16 protein-coding genes are annotated in these 16,767 nt (G+C 71.3%); 5 read left to right on the top strand and 11 right to left on the bottom strand.

Annotated elements, in window-relative coordinates; all coding sequences use genetic code 11:
• Nucleotides 1-28: 28 nt before the first annotated feature.
• Nucleotides 29-2,926, bottom strand: a complete 2,898-nt coding sequence (locus tag AB0924_RS09360) for a UPF0182 family protein (RefSeq protein WP_366911117.1) — start codon at nucleotides 2,924-2,926, stop codon at nucleotides 29-31.
• 163 nt (nucleotides 2,927-3,089) lie between these two features.
• Here AB0924_RS09360 and AB0924_RS09355 point away from each other — a divergent pair, with 163 nt between their 5' ends.
• Complete coding sequence (locus AB0924_RS09355; RefSeq protein ID WP_358927539.1) at nucleotides 3,090-3,632, top strand: PPA1309 family protein; 543 nt, start codon at nucleotides 3,090-3,092, stop codon at nucleotides 3,630-3,632.
• A gap of 74 nt (nucleotides 3,633-3,706) precedes the next feature.
• On the opposite strand, the gene AB0924_RS09350 is transcribed toward AB0924_RS09355, so the two are convergent.
• The 4 genes from AB0924_RS09350 to AB0924_RS09335 form a co-directional block, all read right to left on the bottom strand.
• The gene (locus tag AB0924_RS09350) at nucleotides 3,707-4,804 is read right to left on the bottom strand and encodes a PDZ domain-containing protein (RefSeq protein WP_358927538.1); all 1,098 of its coding nucleotides are present in this window, start codon (nucleotides 4,802-4,804) and stop codon (nucleotides 3,707-3,709) included.
• A gap of 51 nt (nucleotides 4,805-4,855) precedes the next feature.
• Nucleotides 4,856-5,032, bottom strand: a complete 177-nt coding sequence (locus AB0924_RS09345) for a hypothetical protein (protein WP_199211922.1) — start codon at nucleotides 5,030-5,032, stop codon at nucleotides 4,856-4,858.
• Nucleotides 5,033-5,160: 128 nt separating this feature from the next.
• Nucleotides 5,161-5,622, bottom strand: a complete 462-nt coding sequence (locus AB0924_RS09340; RefSeq protein WP_358927537.1) for a molybdenum cofactor biosynthesis protein MoaE — start codon at nucleotides 5,620-5,622, stop codon at nucleotides 5,161-5,163.
• 135 nt (nucleotides 5,623-5,757) lie between these two features.
• On the bottom strand, nucleotides 5,758-6,918 hold the full coding sequence (locus tag AB0924_RS09335; RefSeq protein WP_358927536.1) for an SDR family oxidoreductase: 1,161 nt from the start codon (nucleotides 6,916-6,918) through the stop codon (nucleotides 5,758-5,760).
• A 191-nt stretch (nucleotides 6,919-7,109) separates the two neighbouring features.
• Between AB0924_RS09335 and AB0924_RS09330 the strand changes: the two genes are divergently transcribed.
• The gene (locus AB0924_RS09330; RefSeq protein ID WP_358927535.1) at nucleotides 7,110-8,546 is read left to right on the top strand and encodes a zinc-dependent metalloprotease; all 1,437 of its coding nucleotides are present in this window, start codon (nucleotides 7,110-7,112) and stop codon (nucleotides 8,544-8,546) included.
• The gene (locus AB0924_RS09325) at nucleotides 8,543-9,064 is read left to right on the top strand and encodes an NUDIX hydrolase (protein WP_358927534.1); all 522 of its coding nucleotides are present in this window, start codon (nucleotides 8,543-8,545) and stop codon (nucleotides 9,062-9,064) included. Before AB0924_RS09330 ends, AB0924_RS09325 begins: the two co-directional genes overlap by 4 nt.
• 53 nt (nucleotides 9,065-9,117) lie before the next feature.
• Here AB0924_RS09325 and AB0924_RS09320 read toward each other — a convergent pair whose 3' ends face one another.
• The 4 genes from AB0924_RS09320 to AB0924_RS09305 form a co-directional block, all read right to left on the bottom strand.
• The gene (locus tag AB0924_RS09320) at nucleotides 9,118-9,873 is read right to left on the bottom strand and encodes an AIM24 family protein (RefSeq protein ID WP_199211917.1); all 756 of its coding nucleotides are present in this window, start codon (nucleotides 9,871-9,873) and stop codon (nucleotides 9,118-9,120) included.
• A 17-nt stretch (nucleotides 9,874-9,890) separates the two neighbouring features.
• Nucleotides 9,891-10,571: an AIM24 family protein gene (locus AB0924_RS09315; protein ID WP_359545680.1), complete on the bottom strand. Its 681-nt coding sequence runs from the start codon at nucleotides 10,569-10,571 to the stop codon at nucleotides 9,891-9,893.
• A gap of 11 nt (nucleotides 10,572-10,582) precedes the next feature.
• Nucleotides 10,583-12,226 (bottom strand): TerD family protein, encoded by a 1,644-nt coding sequence (locus tag AB0924_RS09310; RefSeq protein ID WP_366911055.1) that lies wholly within the window; start codon nucleotides 12,224-12,226, stop codon nucleotides 10,583-10,585.
• A 135-nt stretch (nucleotides 12,227-12,361) separates the two neighbouring features.
• A complete protein-coding gene (locus tag AB0924_RS09305; RefSeq protein ID WP_358927531.1) occupies nucleotides 12,362-12,958 on the bottom strand; it encodes a M48 family metallopeptidase in 597 nt (198 codons plus the stop codon).
• Nucleotides 12,959-13,269: 311 nt separating this feature from the next.
• On the opposite strand from AB0924_RS09305, the gene AB0924_RS09300 reads away from it, so the two are divergent.
• Entirely contained in the window at nucleotides 13,270-14,493 is a 1,224-nt protein-coding gene (locus tag AB0924_RS09300) for a TOMM precursor leader peptide-binding protein (RefSeq protein WP_358927530.1), read from the top strand.
• Nucleotides 14,486-15,856, top strand: coding sequence for an AarF/ABC1/UbiB kinase family protein (locus AB0924_RS09295; protein ID WP_358927529.1), 1,371 nt, complete (start codon nucleotides 14,486-14,488; stop codon nucleotides 15,854-15,856). Before AB0924_RS09300 ends, AB0924_RS09295 begins: the two co-directional genes overlap by 8 nt.
• Before the next feature lie 104 nt (nucleotides 15,857-15,960).
• Here AB0924_RS09295 and AB0924_RS09290 read toward each other — a convergent pair whose 3' ends face one another.
• Nucleotides 15,961-16,284 carry a hypothetical protein gene (locus tag AB0924_RS09290; RefSeq protein WP_358927528.1) on the bottom strand — a complete coding sequence of 108 codons (324 nt, stop codon included), beginning with the start codon at nucleotides 16,282-16,284 and terminating at the stop codon, nucleotides 15,961-15,963.
• A complete protein-coding gene (locus AB0924_RS09285) occupies nucleotides 16,281-16,649 on the bottom strand; it encodes a WhiB family transcriptional regulator (protein ID WP_250403421.1) in 369 nt (122 codons plus the stop codon). The genes AB0924_RS09290 and AB0924_RS09285 overlap by 4 nt, the downstream gene beginning before the upstream one ends.
• Between the last annotated feature and the right edge of the window lie 118 nt (nucleotides 16,650-16,767).

Genomic DNA, 16,767 nt, shown 5'->3' with positions numbered 1-16,767 from the left:
ACCGTATCACGGCGCGGGGTGGTCTTGATCAGCTCTTGCCGCCGCCCGCGGCACTGTCCCCGCCCGCGGCCTTGTCCGCCTTGGCCTGGGCGTCCTCGGCCCGCTTCAGCGCGGCCTCGAGATCGTCCTGCGCCTTGGCGTACGCGGACCAGTCCGGCTTCGGCTTCTGCAGGGCCTCCTGCCCCGCCTCGAACGCCTTCTGGGCGTCGTCGAGCGCCTGCCTGACCGTCGGGTTGGTGGTGTCCGGCGGGTTGTTCCCCGTCTTCGGCGGTGTGGTCGAACCCTGTACGCCGAACACCTTGTTGAGCGCCTCGTCCAGGGTGTCCTCGAAGGCGGTCCGGCCTTCGTAGGTGACCAGCACCTTGCGCAGCAAGGGGTACTTCAGCGAACCACCACGGACGTAGACCGGCTCCGCGTAGAGCAGTCCTCCGTCCAGGGGCACGGTCAGCAGGTTGCCGTACTCGACCTTGGAGTGGCCTCTGCTCAGCAGGCTGATGGTCTCGGCGATGTCCGACTCGGAGTTGAACTGGCTCTGGACCTGCTTGGGACCGTAGACAGTGGTGCTCGCCGGCAGTTTCAGAACTCTGATCTTGCCGTAGTCGCTTGTGCCCGGGTCGGAGTCGACGGCCATGAAGGCGCTGAGGTTGTCCCGCCCGTTCGGCGTGAACGTCGTCGTCAGCGAGAACGCCTGGGCGCTCTGGTCCGGCATCTTCATGCTCAGGTAGTACGGCGGCACCGCGTTGCCCGAGTCGTTGGACGGGTCGTCGGGCACCTCCCACACCTCGCTGCCGCTGAGGAAGGTCTGCGCGTCGGTCACGTGGTAGCGGGTCAGCAGCTCGCGCTGGACCTTGAACAGGTCCTGCGGGTAACGCAGATGCTCCATCAGGTCCGCGGAGATGTCCGCGCGCGGCTGGACCGTGCTGGGGAAGGCCTTCATCCAGGTCTTCAGCACGGGGTCCGCGCTGTCCCACTGGTAGAGCTTGACCTCGCCGGTGTACGCGTCGACGGTCGCCTTCACCGAGTTGCGGATGTAGTTGACCTGGTTCTGCTGGGCCACCACCGCGCGGGAGTTGTTCGTCGCGGTCAGTGAGTCGGCCGTCGTGTCACCGAGCGTCGTACGGGAGGCGTACGGGTAGCCGTTGGTGGTCGTGTACGCGTCGACGATCCACTGGATGCGGTGGTTCACGACGGCCGGATAGGCGTCGCCGTCGATGGTCAGCCAGGGGGCGACCGCCTCGACGCGCTCCTTGGGGGTGCGGTTGTACAGGATCCGCGACCCCTTGCCGATCGCACCGGAGTAGAGGATCTGCGGCTCGTTGAACGCCACCGCGTACGCGGCCCGGTTGACCGGGTTGTCGAGGTTGACCCCGCTCTTGCCCTGGTAGCTGGTGGTCTTCTCGCGCTCGTTGTCGGAGTAGTCGACCTCCTTCTGGGGGCCGCCGACGATCGAGTACGTGGTGGTCTTCTCGCCGTAGTAGATCCGCTGCTGGTAGCTGCCGAGGGCGCCCTCGGACGGCAGGTTCTTCTCGGTGAAGACCGGGCGGCCCTCGGTGTCGGCCTCGGTGCCCTTGGCGGCGACCGCGCCGTAACCGTGCGTGTAGCGGAAGTGGTCGTTGATCCAGTTGTTCTTCGGGATGCCGCCCAGGTTCAGCTCGCGCAGGCCGATGACGGTGTCCTGCTCCTTGCCGTCCTTGGCGTACCGGTCGACGTCGAGGTTCGCCGGGAACCCGTAGTAGCCCTTGATCTGCTGCAGTTGCTGGAACGTCGGCGAGACGACGTTCGGGTCCATGATGCGGATGCTCGCCGTGTCGCCGACCTGGTCACGCAGCTTGGTCTTGTCCGTGGTGGCGGACTTGCCGGCGTACTCGGTGACCTTGGTGTCGTCGATGCCGTACGCCTCGCGGGTCGCCTTGAGGTTCTTCTGGACGTACGGGGCTTCCTTGGCCTGTTCGTTGGGCTGCACCTGGAACTTCTGCACGATGGCCGGGTACAGGCCGCCGATCAGGATCGCGGAGAGGACCATCAGCCCGAAGCCGATGACGGGAAGCTGCCAGGTGCGCCGCCACAGGGTGGCGAAGAACAGCAGCGCGCAGATGACGGCGATGCAGAACAGGATCGTCTTGGCCGGCAGGTAGGCGTTGGCGTCGACGTAGCGCAGGCCGGTCCAGTTGCCGGTCGCCTTGAAGTCGCTGGACTTGACGGCGAGCCCGTACCGGTCGAGCCAGTAGGCGACCGCCTTCAGCGCCACGAAGATGCCGAGGAGCACCGACAGGTGCCCGGTCGCGGCGGCGGTGGCGCGCGCTCCCGGGCTGGTGACGCGCAGCCCGCCGTACAGGTAGTGGGTGAGCGCGGCGGCGATCAGGCACAGGATCGCGGTGGCGAAGCCGAAGCCCAGCAGGAACCGGTACCAGGGCAGGTCGAAGGCGTAGAAGGAGACGTCGAGGTGGAACTGCGGGTCCTTCTGGTGGAAGGGCACGCCGTTGACCCACATCAGCCAGGTGCGCCACTGGCCGGCCGCGGAGGCGCCGGCGATCAGACCGACGAGGCAGGCGACGGCGAGCAGCAGCCAGGTCTTGTAGGGCGCGATGCCCATCCGGTAGCGGTCCAGGCTCTGCTGCTCCATGGACATGGCGCTCAGCGGCGGCCGCAGCCGGTGTGCCAGCCAGATGTTGAGGCCGACGGCGACGGCCATCAGCAGACCGAAGACGAAGAACAGCCCGATCTTGGTCCACAGCATGGTGGTGAACACGGACGAGTAGTGCACCGACCGGTACCACAGCCAGTCCGTCCAGAAGCCCGCGAACATGGTGAACACCATGCCGAAGACGGCGAGGACACCCAGTGTCGTGAGCAGGGCCCGGGCCCGCCGGGACGGGCGTCCCGCTCTGATCCGTGGCCCCGTCGGGCCTCCGCCGCGGTCCGGCATCTGGAAAGCCAAGGTGCGCACCTCGAAGTTCGCTGTCGATACGTCAGGCCCCCGATTTCACGGGCCGGCCGAGGCCCCCCGTGATCGCGGGCCACACCTATGCAACTTACTCACGGTTCACTCGGTTCCCGATTCCGCCCGGGAACGAGGCAGGATTGTGACCATGTCCAACACTCCCATGGCAGCGAACCCGCTCACCCGGGCCGTACTCGAGATCGACGAGTACGCCTCCGGCCTCGGCTGGGACCAGCCCGCCCGCCTCTTCGCCCTCGTAGACACCGCACGACTGCGGGCCCAGGAACCCTCGCTCGCCACCCAGCTCGGCCTCGACGACGAGTCCGAGACGGTCGGCCTCACCCCGATCGAGCAGGACGAGGTTCCGACGGACAAGGCGCTCGACGAGTTCCTCGGCACCATCGCCTGGCCGGACGCGGTGGTGGGCTGCGCGCTCACCGTGGAGCGCCTGATGCTGCCGCCGTCCGCCGAGGCGCAGGTGCCGCAGGGGCTGAGCGAGGCCAAGCTGGCGAAGTGGGTGGCGGAGCACCCCGAGCGCCAGGAGGTCCGCATGACGGTCGCGGTGCTGCGCGACGGGGGCCGCGAGTCGGCGCTGCGCCTGCGCGAGAAGGACTCCGCGACGGAGGTCCTGACGGGGCCGGAGCTGGTGCCGGGCCTGGCCGAGGCACTGGCGGCGACCTTCGCGGACTGATTTCGTCCGGTACGGCGATGGGGGCGCTCCCGGTGATCGGGAGCGCCCCCAGCCGCGTTCTCGAGGACCGCCGGTCAGCTCCTGGTGGTGCACTTCGGCAGGGCGGCGGTGTCTCCGCCGCGTATGTCCTTCAGGGCGTCGAGCGCGTCGCCGATGGTCTTCACCTTGACGAGCGTGAGCCCGCTCGGGGTGTCCTTGGCGGCCGCCGCGCAGTTGTCGGCGGGCGTGAGGAAGTACCGGGCGCCCTTGTCGCGCGCGCCGACGGTCTTCATCTCGATGCCGCCGATCGGCCCGACCGTCCCCTTGTCGTCGATGGTGCCGGTGCCGGCGACGAAGTTGCCGCCGGTGAGGCTGCCCGGGGTGAGCTTGTCGTAGATGCCGAGCGCGAACATCAGCCCGGCGCTGGGCCCGCCGACGTCGGCGAGCTTGATGTCGATGTTGAACGGGAAGGTGTGGTCGGTCCCGGCGGAGATCCCGACGATGGCGCGCCGGGCGCCGCTGTCGTGGGAGGTCGCCGTCGTGATGGCGACGTCCCGGGTCTTCGTCGCCGTCTTGTGCCCCTTCTCCGCCGCGGCCTGCTCCTTGGCCGGGACGACGGTGAAGACGACCTTCTGGCCGGGCTTGTGCCGGGTGACGAACTCGGCGACGTCGGACGGCTGCTTGACGGCCGTGCCGTCCACGGCCTTGATCACGTCCCCCGCGTGCAGCCTGCCCTCGGCCGGGGAGCCCTTGACGACGATGGAGACGATCACCCAGGACTTCACCGGGACGCCCAGCTCCTTCAGGGCGGCGACCTTGGCGCTCTCCTGGGACTGGCTGAACTCCTCGGCGTTCTCCTGGGTGGACTGCTCCTCGGTCTTGCCGTCCGGGTAGAGGGTGTCGTGCGGCACGATCTTGCTGTCGTGCGCCAGCCAGCCGTAGACGGCCTCCACCAGGTTCATCCGGAAGTCGGCGCTGGTGACCCGGACGGTGGTCATGTTCAGGTGGCCGTCCGTCGCGTACGTCTTGTGGCCGGAGATCTGCAGCACCGGCTCGCCGTCGTGCTCCCCGAGCGTGTTCACGGTCGGCCCGGGGGACATCTCCGCGTACGGCACGGGGATGAGCACACCCGCGCACAGGAGCGCGATCAGCATCAGGGTGGAGGCGAGCATCGTCGCGGTGCGGCGTGGCATGCCACGACATTACGGGACGCCTCTGTCAGCACACCGTCAGGGCACCTCTCCTCAGGCGCCGGGGGCGCCCGAGTGGGACTTCTTCTCCATGGCCTCGCGGAACCGGGCGTAGCCGTCCAGCTCGGGACCGTCGCTGCGGATCCTTCGGGTCCGATTGGCCCAACTGCCCCACAGTCCGGCCGCGACCGCGGCAACCAGCGGAATCAGCAACCAGGCGAGCGCCGCCATGCCGACCTCCCAACCCCATGAGCGTCCGCGACTGAGTGATCAGCAGATTAACCATCCGCACTGACAACGCTCACGCGAGGGGGGCGGTTACGCAACCGGACGGGCCGGTGCGCCGGCGGTGACGCCGGTCAGCAGGCGCCGACCCATTCCTCGGTCCCGTCGGAGAACCGCTGGTGCTTCCAGATGGGCACCTCGTGCTTCAGGTCGTCGATGAGCCTGCGGCAGGCCTCGAACGCCTCACCCCGATGGGGGCACGACACGCCGACGACGACGGCGAGGTCCCCGACCCGGAGGTCCCCCACCCGGTGGACGGCGGCCAGCGCCCGCACCGGGAACTCGGCGGCGACCTTCTCGGCGATCCGCCGCATCTCCGCCTCGGCGCTGGGGTGGCAGGAGTAGCCGAGCGCGTCGACGTCGGCTCCGCCGTCGTGATTGCGCACCGTCCCCACGAAGAGGGCGATGCCGCCGGCCGCGTCGTCCCCGACGGCGGCGAACACCTCGTCCACGGAGAGCGGGGTCTCCCGGACGCCGATCAGCTTGATGGGGTCCTGCGCCGCCTGCTCACCGGGGTGATCGTTCGTGGGTGCCATGCCCCCCATCGTGCCGCACACCTCCGGCATCCCGGAATACGACTTTCACCAGGCACGCGCGCGGGCCGCCTTGGAGCCTCCTACAGGTGCGCGGAGCGCGGCCGCTCGCGCAGGCCCTCGACGCAGCCCCTCGCGTCACCTCCGGCGGGCCTTGCGGGCCCGCCGCACCACCGCGGCGGCGCCCAGCAGCGCCACCGTCGCGCCCGCCGCGCCCGCGGCCGTGGCGTCCTTGCGTCCCAGCCGGCGTCCGGCGACGGTGTGCCGCCCCGCGACCTCCTCCAGCAGCTCCGCCAGCACCTCCTCGTTGGTCCAGCGGGGCCGCCATCCGGCGTCGTGCAGCCGGCTCCCGCTGACCACCCAGGGGTACATCGTGTACGCCAGGTCCCCCGCCGGGGACGGGGTGAGGCCGATCCGGTGCAGCCGGGCGGCGGCGCCCAGGGCGACCGCCGACGGCAGTTCCATCCGCCGGATCCCGGTCAGCTCCTCGACCTCCTCCTGCTCCAGCCATCCGTCGCAGCCGACGGCCAGTTCCCCGTCGACCTTCTCCAGGACGGCGTACTCCAGAGCGGCGCACAGGTCCTCGACGTGGCAGAACTGCCAGGCGGGCCGCGACCCGGCCGCCACGAGCAGCCGGGGTGACTCGAAGTACCGGGTCAGCGCGGTGTCGGTGCCTCCCACCAGCACCGCGGGCCGCACCACGGTCACGTTCAGCCCCGGGTGCGCGCGCGGGGCGCGCCGGGCCAGCCGCTCGATCTCCAGCAGGTCCCCTACGCCGGTGGCCTCGGCCGTCGCCCGCAGCTCGGCGTCCTCCGACAGGGGAAGCTCGTTGTCCGGCAGTGCCCCGTAGACCATCGCGGAGGTGCACAGCACCACCCGGTGCACTCCCGCCGCCGCGGCGGCGGTCAGCACGGTCTGCGTCCCCCGGACGTTGTAGGCGGTGCGGGCCGCCGGATCGGTCTCCAGGTCGAGGTCGAGCGCGAGGTGCACCACCACGTCCGCGCCCCGCAGCTTGTCCGCGATCGCCGGGTCGCGCACGTCCAGGATGTGCCACTGTGCGGCGGCACACTCCCCGCGCCGCTCGTCTATGGCGATGACCTGCTTGATCTCCTCGGCGGCCGCGAGCCGCTCGGTGAGCATCGCACCGACCCCGGCGGCCGCGCCGGTGACCGCGACGACGGGCCCGCGCACGCCGGTCGTCCCGTCGGCGCGCAGCGCCGTGGTCGAGGGGCGGTGGTCGGGCGACGGGCGGTCTGTATGGTTTCGCGCTGCGCGAACCTGTGGATCTGGGGAACTCACCGGGCGTCTCCAGCGGTTGTCTTCGGTACGGGCGCGAGTGAGGCGCACGTACCAGGTGCATCCATCCTGCCGCAGGCTTTCCGTGGGCGAAGCACCGAGGCCCGATCGGGTCCGGGTGTCTACGCTGGGTGGTGATGTCGGGCAGCCGCGCCGCCGGAGAGAACCGGTGGCCTTACCAGCCGAGGAATCCCGTGAGTGACACCCCATTCGGATTCGGCCTTCCGCCGGAGGAGCCGGAAGACGGCGACGAGGGCAAGAAGAAGGACCAGCAGAGCGGTGGTGAGCAGGGACCGGCCAACCCGTTCGGTTTCGGGCTGCCCGGAGCCGGAGGCTTTGGCGGCCCCGGCGCCGACAACCCGCTCGCAGCGATGTTCGGATCCCTGAACCCCACCGACCTGGGCGCCGCGTTCCAGCAGCTCGGCCAGATGCTCTCCTACGAGGGCGGCCCGGTGAACTGGGACATGGCCAAGCAGATCGCCCGCCAGACGGTCTCGCAGGGCACCCCGGACGGCGTGAAGGACGCGAGCGTCGGCGGCGCCGAGCGCTCCGCGGTCCAGGAGGCCGTCCGTCTGGCCGATCTGTGGCTGGACGACGCGACGTCCCTGCCGTCGGGCGCGGCCTCGGCGGTGGCCTGGTCCCGCGCGGAGTGGGTCGAGGCGACCCTGCCCGCGTGGCAGGAGCTGGTCGACCCGGTCGCCGAGCGGGTCGGCGCGGCGATGGGTGACGTCCTGCCGGAGGAGATGCAGGCCATGGCGGGCCCGCTGATCGGCATGATGCGCTCGATGGGCGGCGCCATGTTCGGCACGCAGATCGGGCAGGCCGTGGGCGTGCTCGCGGGCGAGGTCGTCGGTTCCACCGACATCGGCCTGCCGCTGGGCCCGGCCGGCAAGGCCGCGCTGCTCCCGGCCAACGTGGAGGCGTTCGGCAAGGACCTCGGCGTGCCGCAGGAGGAGGTCCGGCTCTACCTGGCCCTGCGCGAGGCGGCCCACCAGCGCCTGTTCGCGCACGTGCCGTGGCTGCGCTCGCACCTGTTCGGCGCGGTCGAGGGCTACGCGCGCGGCATCAAGGTCGACACGGCCAAGCTGGAGGACGTGGTCGGGCAGTTCGACCCGCAGAATCCCGAGCAGCTTCAGGACGCCCTTCAGCAGGGCATGTTCCAGCCGGAGGACACGCCCGAGCAGAAGGCGGCGCTGGCCCGTCTGGAGACCGCTCTGGCGCTCGTCGAGGGCTGGGTGGACGCGGTGGTGCACGCGGCCGCGAAACCGCGCCTGTCGTCCGCCGACGCCCTGCGCGAGACCTTGCGCCGCCGCCGCGCCACCGGCGGTCCGGCGGAGCAGACGTTCGCCACGCTGATCGGCCTGGAGCTGCGCCCGCGCCGGCTGCGTGACGCCTCCCGGCTGTGGGCCTCGCTCACGGACGCGCGCGGAGTGGACGGCCGGGACGCCCTGTGGGCCCACCCGGACATGCTGCCGACCGCCACCGACCTGGACGACCCCGACGGCTTCGTGCACCGCGAGCAGCTGGACTTCTCCGAGCTGGACAAGATGCTCGGCGAGGCGGCGGGCGGCGCCGGCGAGAAGCCGAACCTGAAGAAGGACGACGAGGCCGAGGGCGACGACACCGAGTGAGCCTGTACGACGACGCGGTCCTCGTGCTGAAGGAGTACGAGGGCCAGGCCGAACTGCGCCAGGCCTACCTGGACCATCTGGCGGCGCACCCGGACGGCATGTGGAAGGCGTGCGGGGACGGTCACCTCACGGCGAGCGCGCTGGTGATCGACCCCGAGCGCGGCCGGGTCCTGCTCACCCTGCACCGGAAGCTGCGGATGTGGTTGCAGATGGGCGGCCACTGCGAGCCCGGCGACGCCACCCTGCGGGACGCCGCCCTCAGGGAGGCCACGGAGGAGTCGGGGATCGCGGGGCTGTCCCTGGTGCCCGGCGGCCCGGTCCGCCTGGACCGGCATCCGATCCCGCCGCCCTGCCACTGCCACTTCGACGTCCAGTACGCGGTGCTGGCCCCGCCCGGAGCCGTCCAGGAGATCAGCGACGAGTCCCTGGACCTGCGTTGGTTCGGGTACGACGAGGTGGCCGGCGTGGCCGACGAGTCCGTCGTACGCCTGCTGGAGGCGGCGCGCGCCCGGCTCTGAACGCACGAGGGGGTGACCGCCCGGGCGGTCACCCCTCGTCGGTTCGCCCGCGCTCAGCTCCAGACGTTGCCCTGGTTCTGTCCGCGCGCCCCCTGCTGCCCCATGCCGAACTGCGCGGCGATCCCCTGCCCGATCTGCGCGTTCTGCGGCGGCAGCAGCTCACTGGGCTGGACCAGCGCGAAGCCGGAGCCCATGAAGCTCAGCTCCCAGCCCTCGCCGGTGCTGCCGCGGCGCCGCCAGACGCCGGAGGAGTGCGTCTGGGCCTGCATCTGCACCCGCAGCCCGGTGGACCAGGCGACGATCGCGTCGGCGTCGCAGTTGACGTACTTGTCGGGCGTGACCTGCATCAGCAGCGGCGCGCCCGAGGTCATCAGGGCGACCTTGCCGCGTCCGGTGATGTTGAGCTGGTACTTCCCGGAGCCGGAGATGCCGTACAGGCTGTCGACCGCGATGACCTCGTGGTGCAGTGAGGAGTCCATGGCGAGGACGTAGGAGCTGTCGACGGTCAGCCCGTCCTGCTCGACGTCCATGACGTGCACGTACTGGGCGAGGTTGGCGAGGTAGACGGTGCCCTGTCCGTGACAGCGCATCAGGTCCAGGCCCTCGCCGGTGTGCCTGCGCGCGCGTGCCTGGCCGTTGCTGCGGTACTCGGCGTCGAACTCGACCAGGCCCTGGTAGGCGACCATGGTCCCCTTGCGGGCGAGGAGGTCGTCGTGGCCCTCCAGGGTGACGCGGAGCATCTGCTTGTTCTGCAGGCTCCAGCGCTCCTGGGTCTGCTGGTCGTTGTGGGCGAAAAGCGGGCTCTGCATGATGTTCTGACTCCCCCTCAGCCCCGGAACCGAAGGCGGTCGGTGCTGTCCTCGCTGGGCTGGACGACGACGATGCCCTGGCCGGAGAAGGCCATCTGGTAGGCCTCGCCGCTGCCCCGGCCGATCAGCGACTGCGCCTTGAAGCTGCGCTTGCCCTTCACCTTCAGGTTCGGGGACCAGGCGACGAGCGCGTCCGGGTCGACGTACGTCTCGTCCTCACCGCCGCCGCAGTCGACGACGATCGGCTTGCCCCGGGAGGTCAGCGCGACCCAGCCCTGCCCGGAGATCTTGGTGTTCCACAGGCCCTGTCCGGCGAACTTGGCGAGCCCCTTCACCCGCTCCACGCCCCAGCTGAGGTGGGCGTCGAAGGCGAGCAGGTTGGTGGCGTTGACCGAGATGCCGTCGCCGTTGAGGTTGATCACGACGACGTCGGCGCCGTAGTCGGCGAGGTAGAGCAGTCCGTCGCCGGAGCACTTCATCAGGGGGGCGCCCTCACCGGTCATCCAGTCGCGGGCGATCTGGCGGACGGCCGGCGGATTGGGCTCGTACTGGATGAAGCCCTCGTAGGCGACCATCGACCCCACGCGCGCGAGGAGGTCGCTGCCGGTCTGCATGGCGACCTTCAGCATGTGGCTGCCGTGGTTCTCCATGCGGGCGGTGACGGGTGCGGGGGCGTAGCCCGCGAGCGGCTGGTTCATGACGGGCTCCCTCAGACCTCGTACGGCTGGACGACGATGAAGTTGCCGGGAGCGCCCCGGAACTGCAGGTTGACGCTCTCGCCGGTGTCGCCCGGGTAGGCGTTGCGGCGCATCCGGACCTGGCTGGAGACGATCACCTGGGAGGCCGCCGACCAGGCCACCACCGCGTGGCAGTCGGCGAACGTCGTCGGCGTCACCGGCAGCACCACGGGGGTGCCGTGCGTCTTGACGACGATCGTGCCGGTGCCCTGGAACTGCATCGTGAACAGCGCGCCGCCGGGGATGCCGTGACCCTCGATGCGCCGGACCTCGTACTGGAGGCTCTCGTCGAAGGCGAGGACGTTCTCCGCCGAGACGCAGATCGCGTCGCCCTGGAGTTCGACGGGGTGCACGTGGGTGGAGTTCTCGGCGAGGAACACCTGGCCCTGGCCGGTGCAGCGCATCAGCTGCATCTCCTGGCCGGTCGCGTTGCCCACGATCCGCCCGGCGAACCCGGCGCCCTTGTAGCTGAAGTCGACCTTGCCCTGGTAGAGCACCATGCTGCCCTGCCGGGCCAGCACGGGCTGGCCGCCGACGCCGAGGTCGACGCGGATGAGCTTGGAGTTCTGCGGCGTCCAGCGCTGCCCGGTGGGTGTCTCCCTGAACTTCTGCAGCGCGGCCGTCACTCCGGCACCGCCCTGGGGGGCGCCCTGCGGGACGCCGTAACCGGCGGCCTGCTGGCCGGGGACCTGGCCGTACGGCGGCTGCTGCCCGTAACCCGGGGGCATGGGCGCGCCGGGCTGCCCGCCGTGGGAGGGCTGCTGGCCGTAGCCCGGAGGCATCGGGGCGCTGGGCTGACCCCCGTAAGGGGGTTGCGGCGGCTGGCCGTAGGGCGCGGGAGCCGGGGCCGGGGGCGGGACGGTGCCGCCGGGGGGCGGGGTCAGGGGCGCGATGACCGTCGGCGCGCCGTGCACGTTCGGGGCGGGAGCCGGGGCCGGGGGCGGGGTGAAGCCCTGCGGGGCCGGAGGGGGCGCGGGTGCCGGCGCGGCGGGAGCGCCGAACGCGGGCGGGGCGGCGGCCTGGGCGGGCGGGGCGAAGCCGGGCGCGGCCGTGGGCTGCGGCTGCTGCGGGGCGGCCGGCGCCTCCTCCTCCAGCACCTCGCCGCCGAAGTTCTTCAGCAGCGCCTCGAGGCCGCCGTCGAAGCCCTGTCCGACCGCCGCGAACCGCCAGACGTCCTTGAAGTAGAAGTCGCCGAGCATGACGGCCCGCTCGGTGGAGAACTCCGAGCCGTCGAAGGAGTACCGCGCGACCTCCTCGCCACCGGCCACGATGCGCAGGTATCCGGGGCCGATCTGCGACATCTGCCCGGCGCCGTCGACGGTCGCCGTGAAGGACAGCTTCCGGATGTCCGCCGGGACGCGGTCCAGCGTGACCCGGAACGACTCCGTGTCACCGGCCTGGGCGCCCAGCAGCTGGACGGACTCCTCCGGGGTCTTCGGCTGGTTGAAGAAGATGAAGTACCGGTCGTCCGAGAGGCGCTCGTCGGCGTCCAGACCGAAGCAGCTGATGTCGAAGGTCAGTCCGGGGGCGGAGATCTGCACGCCTACGTACAGATCGGTGCCCGTCGTCAGGTCACTGATCCTGGCCTTGTGGCCGCGTTGGAATTCCCTGGCCATGCGTTACGACCGTCCCCCATCCCGAATGCGAGTGCGTCGCGCCAGGCTAACCGCAAATTTCGGCAAAGGACGCGGGCGGTGCGAGTCGGTACAGACCCGGTACACAACCGGCCGCGCGCCCCGCGCGCGGTCCGGTCACTCGCCGCGCGCGCCGGGCACGTGCGGCAGCCGTCCGGCCGCCACCACCCCTTCGAGGTAGCCGCGGGCCCGCTCGGTACGCGGGTAGGACTCCAGCAGCCGCCAGAAGTCGGCCCCGTGACCGGGCACCAGCAGATGCGCCAGCTCATGGCAGAGGACGTAGTCGATGACGTACTCCGGCATCCCCTGCAGCCGGTGCGAGAGGCGGATGCTGCCCTCGGCCGGAGTACACGAGCCCCAGCGCGTGTTCTGGTTGGTGACCCAGCGCACGGAAGCGGGACGCGCCCGGCCGTCGAAGTACTGGGCCGACAGCCGCTCGGCACGCTCGGTCAGCTCGGCGTCGCCCAGCACCCGTTTGCTCTCCTGGGCGGCGAGCTTGGCGAGCATGAGGGTCACCCAGCGCTGCTCCTCCGCCTCGGACATCCGGGCGGGGATCAGCACGACGGTGCGATCGCCCTCGCGGTACGCGGAGACCGTCCGGCGGCGCCGGGTACTCCTGCGGACCTCGATCGCGCTCGCCCCCGAGCCGCTCGGCGGCTGGCTCGTCGTGCTGCGCTGTGGTTTTCCGGCGCTGTGCAGGGGGTCGGCGGGCACGCCCCGACGTTACCCGCTGGGGCGGGCCGAAGTCCCGGCTCCGGGGCGCCCGGATACCGGTGGCCCACCATGTGTTTGATTTGTACGACCGATATGTCCGAGTGGCGCCGCCGATCAGTACGACTAACACCCCCAGCCTGTGGACAACTTCGGGCACCACTTCGGCACGGCCCGGCATGCTGGCGGAGGTCGGCGGAGCGTGACCGGCTCCACCGCCCACGGGACACGGACCGACTCGACTCGACTCGACTGCGGGACGTTTGCCCACACGAGGAACAATTCAGGAGAATGCGACGGACACGGGGGCTGTCATGCATCCGATGGTGAAACCCGCGCTGCGGCGCGGCTGGCGCGACCTCAACACCGTGCAGTTCGGGATGACCCCGGCGCACGCGATGACACTGGGACCGATGGACACAGCGACCGGCAGCTTCCTGGACCTGCTCAACGGCACCCGCGGCCTGCCCCTGCTGCGGGACGAGGGCCGGCGCATGGACCTGCCGGACGGCCAGGTCGACGCGCTGCTCGAGCGGCTGGCCCGGGCGGGCCTGCTCGACGACACCCGCGGCGGCGGGCCGGCCGCCGACACCCTGCGAGAGCGGGCGGACGTCCTGGAGCGGCTGCGCCCCGACCTCGCCTCGCTGTCCCTGACCACTGCGGAACCGGGCGGCGCGCTCGGCCGGCTCGCCGCCCGCGGCTCGCTGCGCGTGCAGGTGCGGGGGGCGGGGCGGGTCGGGGCCGCGCTGGCGTCGGTGCTGTCCGGGGCCGGGGTCGGGGAGGTCGACGTGCGAGATGTGGGACGCGTCGAACCGTGGGACGTGACCCCGGGCGGGCTCCCCGCCGACTCGCTGCGCGAACGCCGGCAGGACGCGGCACGGGCGGCGGTCCGCCGTGCGGCCCCGGGCCGGCCCGCGCGCCGCACCCGCTCCGCCCGCGCGGCGGCCACCGGAACCGGCGATCCCGGCCTCTCCCTGGTGATCCTCACCCCACGGGACGACGTCGCCGTGCACGCGCCGGACCCGTTCGCCGCCGAACCGCTCATGGCCTCCGGCACTCCTCATCTCTACGCGGGGGTCGTGGAAGGGACGGGCGTCGTCGGGCCCCTCGTCCTGCCGGGCGGGACGAGCTGCGCGGGCTGTCTGCACCAGGACCGCACGGACCGCGACGCGGCCTGGCCCCGGCTGGTCGCGCAGTGGCGCTCCGGCAACGCCCGCCGAGTGGGGGCGTGTGACATGGCTCTCGCCACGGCCGTCGCCGGACTGGCCGCGGCCCACGCCCTCGCCTTCCTCGACGGGGAGTCGCCGTCCAGCGCGGGCACCCGCTGGGAGGCATCCCTACCGGGTCTGACCTGGCACTCCCGCCCGATCTGGCCGCACCCGGCATGCGGATGCGGGGCGGTGGAGAGAGGTGTGGGCAAGCACTCCTCCACGGACGGGGAGCCGCGCGAGACAATGGTGGTGCGACAGCCGTCGCCGGAGCAACGACGCGAGGCAGGCGCGTTGCGGCCGACTGGGACTTGGAGGGCGCATGTCTGATCTTCCGCGCAAGGCGGTCACCCGTACCGCCAAGCTCGCCGCGCTCCCGCTCGGCTTCGCCGGCCGGGCCACCTGGGGGCTGGGCAAGCGGATCGTGGGCGAGTCCGCGGAGATCGTCGGCCGGGAACTGCAACAGCGCACGGCTGAGCAGTTGTTCAAGGTCCTCGGCGAGCTCAAGGGCGGGGCCATGAAGTTCGGGCAGGCGATGTCCGTCTTCGAGTCCGCCCTGCCCGAGGAGATCGCCGGCCCCTACCGCGCCGCGCTCACCAAGCTCCAGGACGCGGCGCCGCCGATGCCGACCCGCACGGTCCACGCCGTGCTCGAGGAACGGCTGGGCACGGAGTGGCGCGAGCTGTTCCTGGAGTTCGAGGACAAGCCGGCCGCCGCGGCCTCCATCGGGCAGGTCCACCGCGCGGTGTGGCACGACGGCCGCGAGGTGGCGGTCAAGGTGCAGTACCCGGGCGCGGGCGAGGCCCTGCTGTCGGATCTGACCCAACTCAGCCGCTTCGCCCGGCTGCTGGGGCCGCTGATCCCCGGCATGGACATCAAGCCCCTGATCGCGGAGATGCGGGACCGGGTCTCCGAGGAGCTGGACTACGCGCTGGAGGCGCAGGCCCAGCAGGCACACGCGGAGGAGTTCGCGGACGATCCGGACGTCGTGGTCCCGGCGGTGGTGCACCAGTGCGATCAGATCCTGGTCACGGAGTGGATCGACGGGATCCCGCTGTCGGAGATCATCAACGACGGCACCGAGGAGCAGCGCGACCGGGCCGGCCAGCTCCTGGCCCGCTTCCTGTTCTCCGGCCCGGCCCGCACGGGTCTGCTGCACGCCGATCCGCACCCGGGCAACTTCCGTCTGCTGCCCGGCGACCCGGACGGTGACGGCGAGTGGCGCCTGGGCGTGCTGGACTTCGGCACCGTGGACCGGCTCCCGGGCGGCCTGCCGGAGCCGATAGGCGTCTCGCTGCGGATGACCCTGGACGGCGAGGCGGATCCCGTCTACGAACTGCTGTGCACGGAGGGGTTCGTCAAGGAGTCCATAGAGCTGGACCCCGACGCGGTCCTCGACTACCTGCTGCCGATCATCGAACCGGCCCGGGTCGAGGCGTTCACCTTCACCCGCTCGTGGATGCGCAGCCAGGCCGCCCGCATCGCCGACGTCCGCTCCCCCGCCTACCAGCTGGGCAAGCAGCTCAACCTGCCACCGGCCTACCTGCTGATCCACCGGGTGACGCTGAGCACCATCGGTGTGCTCTGCCAGCTCGGAGCCACGGTGCGGCTGCGTGAGGAGCTGGAGGAGTGGCTGCCCGGCTTCGTCCCCGCGGACGAACTGGACGAGGAGGAGCCGGCGGCGGAGGCGTGACGGCCGTAACGCACGGCGGGGGCCGGTCCGTTCGGACGGACCGGCCCCCGAGGTGAAGGTTTCGCCTCCCTGTGCCGGGAGGCCACCGCTTCAGGTGTGCTGGATCACTGCATGACGGCCATGGCCAGCGCACGGCGGGCGCGCATCGAGGCGCGCTCCGCACGGCGCTGCATGCGGCGAGCGGTCGCCAGGCGCGCGGCCCGGCGTTCCTGCTCGGCGCCGCGCAGCATGTCGTGCATATGCGCACGAGCCAGGGCTTCTGGGATGAGTTGCATCTCTCGGGTCCTGTTCTGACGCGAGTCGGTCGCGCCGGTGGTGGTGAAGTCTGGGGTCGCGGAGCCTGCGGGCTCGCTGGCGGACGGCTTCATCGGGGCCTGCTTCTTGGGGTCGTGCGTGAGGGGACGGTCGATGGTTCCTGTGGTGTTCATGCTGTGACCGGGTTCTTGCGGGGGCGGCCACGCGGCCGCTTCCGGGCGACGACGACACCCTGGACGAACAGCTCGCCACCCCAGACGCCCCAGGGCTCACGCCGCTCCTTCGCCCCGGCGAGGCACGCCTCCATCAGCGGGCAGGTGCGGCAGAGGGACTTGGCGTACTCGACGTCGGCCGGCGACTCGGCGAAGAAGACCTCGGGGTCGTAGGAACGGCAGGGGACGGGTACGCCGAGGTTCTCGATGGCGTCGTCGAGCGCGGTGAGCGCGGTGAGCGGGATCAAGGTGGAGTCCTCCGTGAGGCCGGGCGGGGGGATCGTTCGTGAAGGCGGTACGGACGGGGCGTGCGCTTCGAGTTGCACGGTTCGGTCTTCCTCGTCTGGTCGTTCCGGCCTGTTGACCGGGCGTCGGCTTGGTACCGGGTTCTTTTCCTGTCCCGAGGCCCCTTCGCTCCGTCGTCCCCGTTCGGGGAAAACAGAA

It is taken from the genome of Streptomyces sp. NPDC047869, from assembly GCF_040704065.1.
Lineage (GTDB): Bacteria > Actinomycetota > Actinomycetes > Streptomycetales > Streptomycetaceae > Streptomyces.
The sequence above is the reverse complement of the archived record's forward strand: the minus strand, read 5'-3'. Positions and strand labels throughout refer to the sequence as shown.

Bases quoted from the DNA above. Each gene is read 5' to 3' on its own strand.
- AB0924_RS09360 (WP_366911117.1), bottom strand. From the start codon at position 2,926: ATGCCGGACCGCGGCGGAGGCCCGACGGGGCCACGGATCAGAGCGGGA.
- AB0924_RS09355 (WP_358927539.1), top strand. From the start codon at position 3,090: ATGTCCAACACTCCCATGGCAGCGAACCCGCTCACCCGGGCCGTACTC.
- AB0924_RS09350 (WP_358927538.1), bottom strand. From the start codon at position 4,804: ATGCCACGCCGCACCGCGACGATGCTCGCCTCCACCCTGATGCTGATC.
- AB0924_RS09345 (WP_199211922.1), bottom strand. From the start codon at position 5,032: ATGGCGGCGCTCGCCTGGTTGCTGATTCCGCTGGTTGCCGCGGTCGCG.
- AB0924_RS09340 (WP_358927537.1), bottom strand. From the start codon at position 5,622: ATGGCACCCACGAACGATCACCCCGGTGAGCAGGCGGCGCAGGACCCC.
- AB0924_RS09320 (WP_199211917.1), bottom strand. From the start codon at position 9,873: ATGCAGAGCCCGCTTTTCGCCCACAACGACCAGCAGACCCAGGAGCGC.
- AB0924_RS09315 (WP_359545680.1), bottom strand. From the start codon at position 10,571: ATGAACCAGCCGCTCGCGGGCTACGCCCCCGCACCCGTCACCGCCCGC.
- AB0924_RS09310 (WP_366911055.1), bottom strand. From the start codon at position 12,226: ATGGCCAGGGAATTCCAACGCGGCCACAAGGCCAGGATCAGTGACCTG.
- AB0924_RS09300 (WP_358927530.1), top strand. From the start codon at position 13,270: ATGCATCCGATGGTGAAACCCGCGCTGCGGCGCGGCTGGCGCGACCTC.
- AB0924_RS09295 (WP_358927529.1), top strand. From the start codon at position 14,486: ATGTCTGATCTTCCGCGCAAGGCGGTCACCCGTACCGCCAAGCTCGCC.
- AB0924_RS09290 (WP_358927528.1), bottom strand. From the start codon at position 16,284: ATGAACACCACAGGAACCATCGACCGTCCCCTCACGCACGACCCCAAG.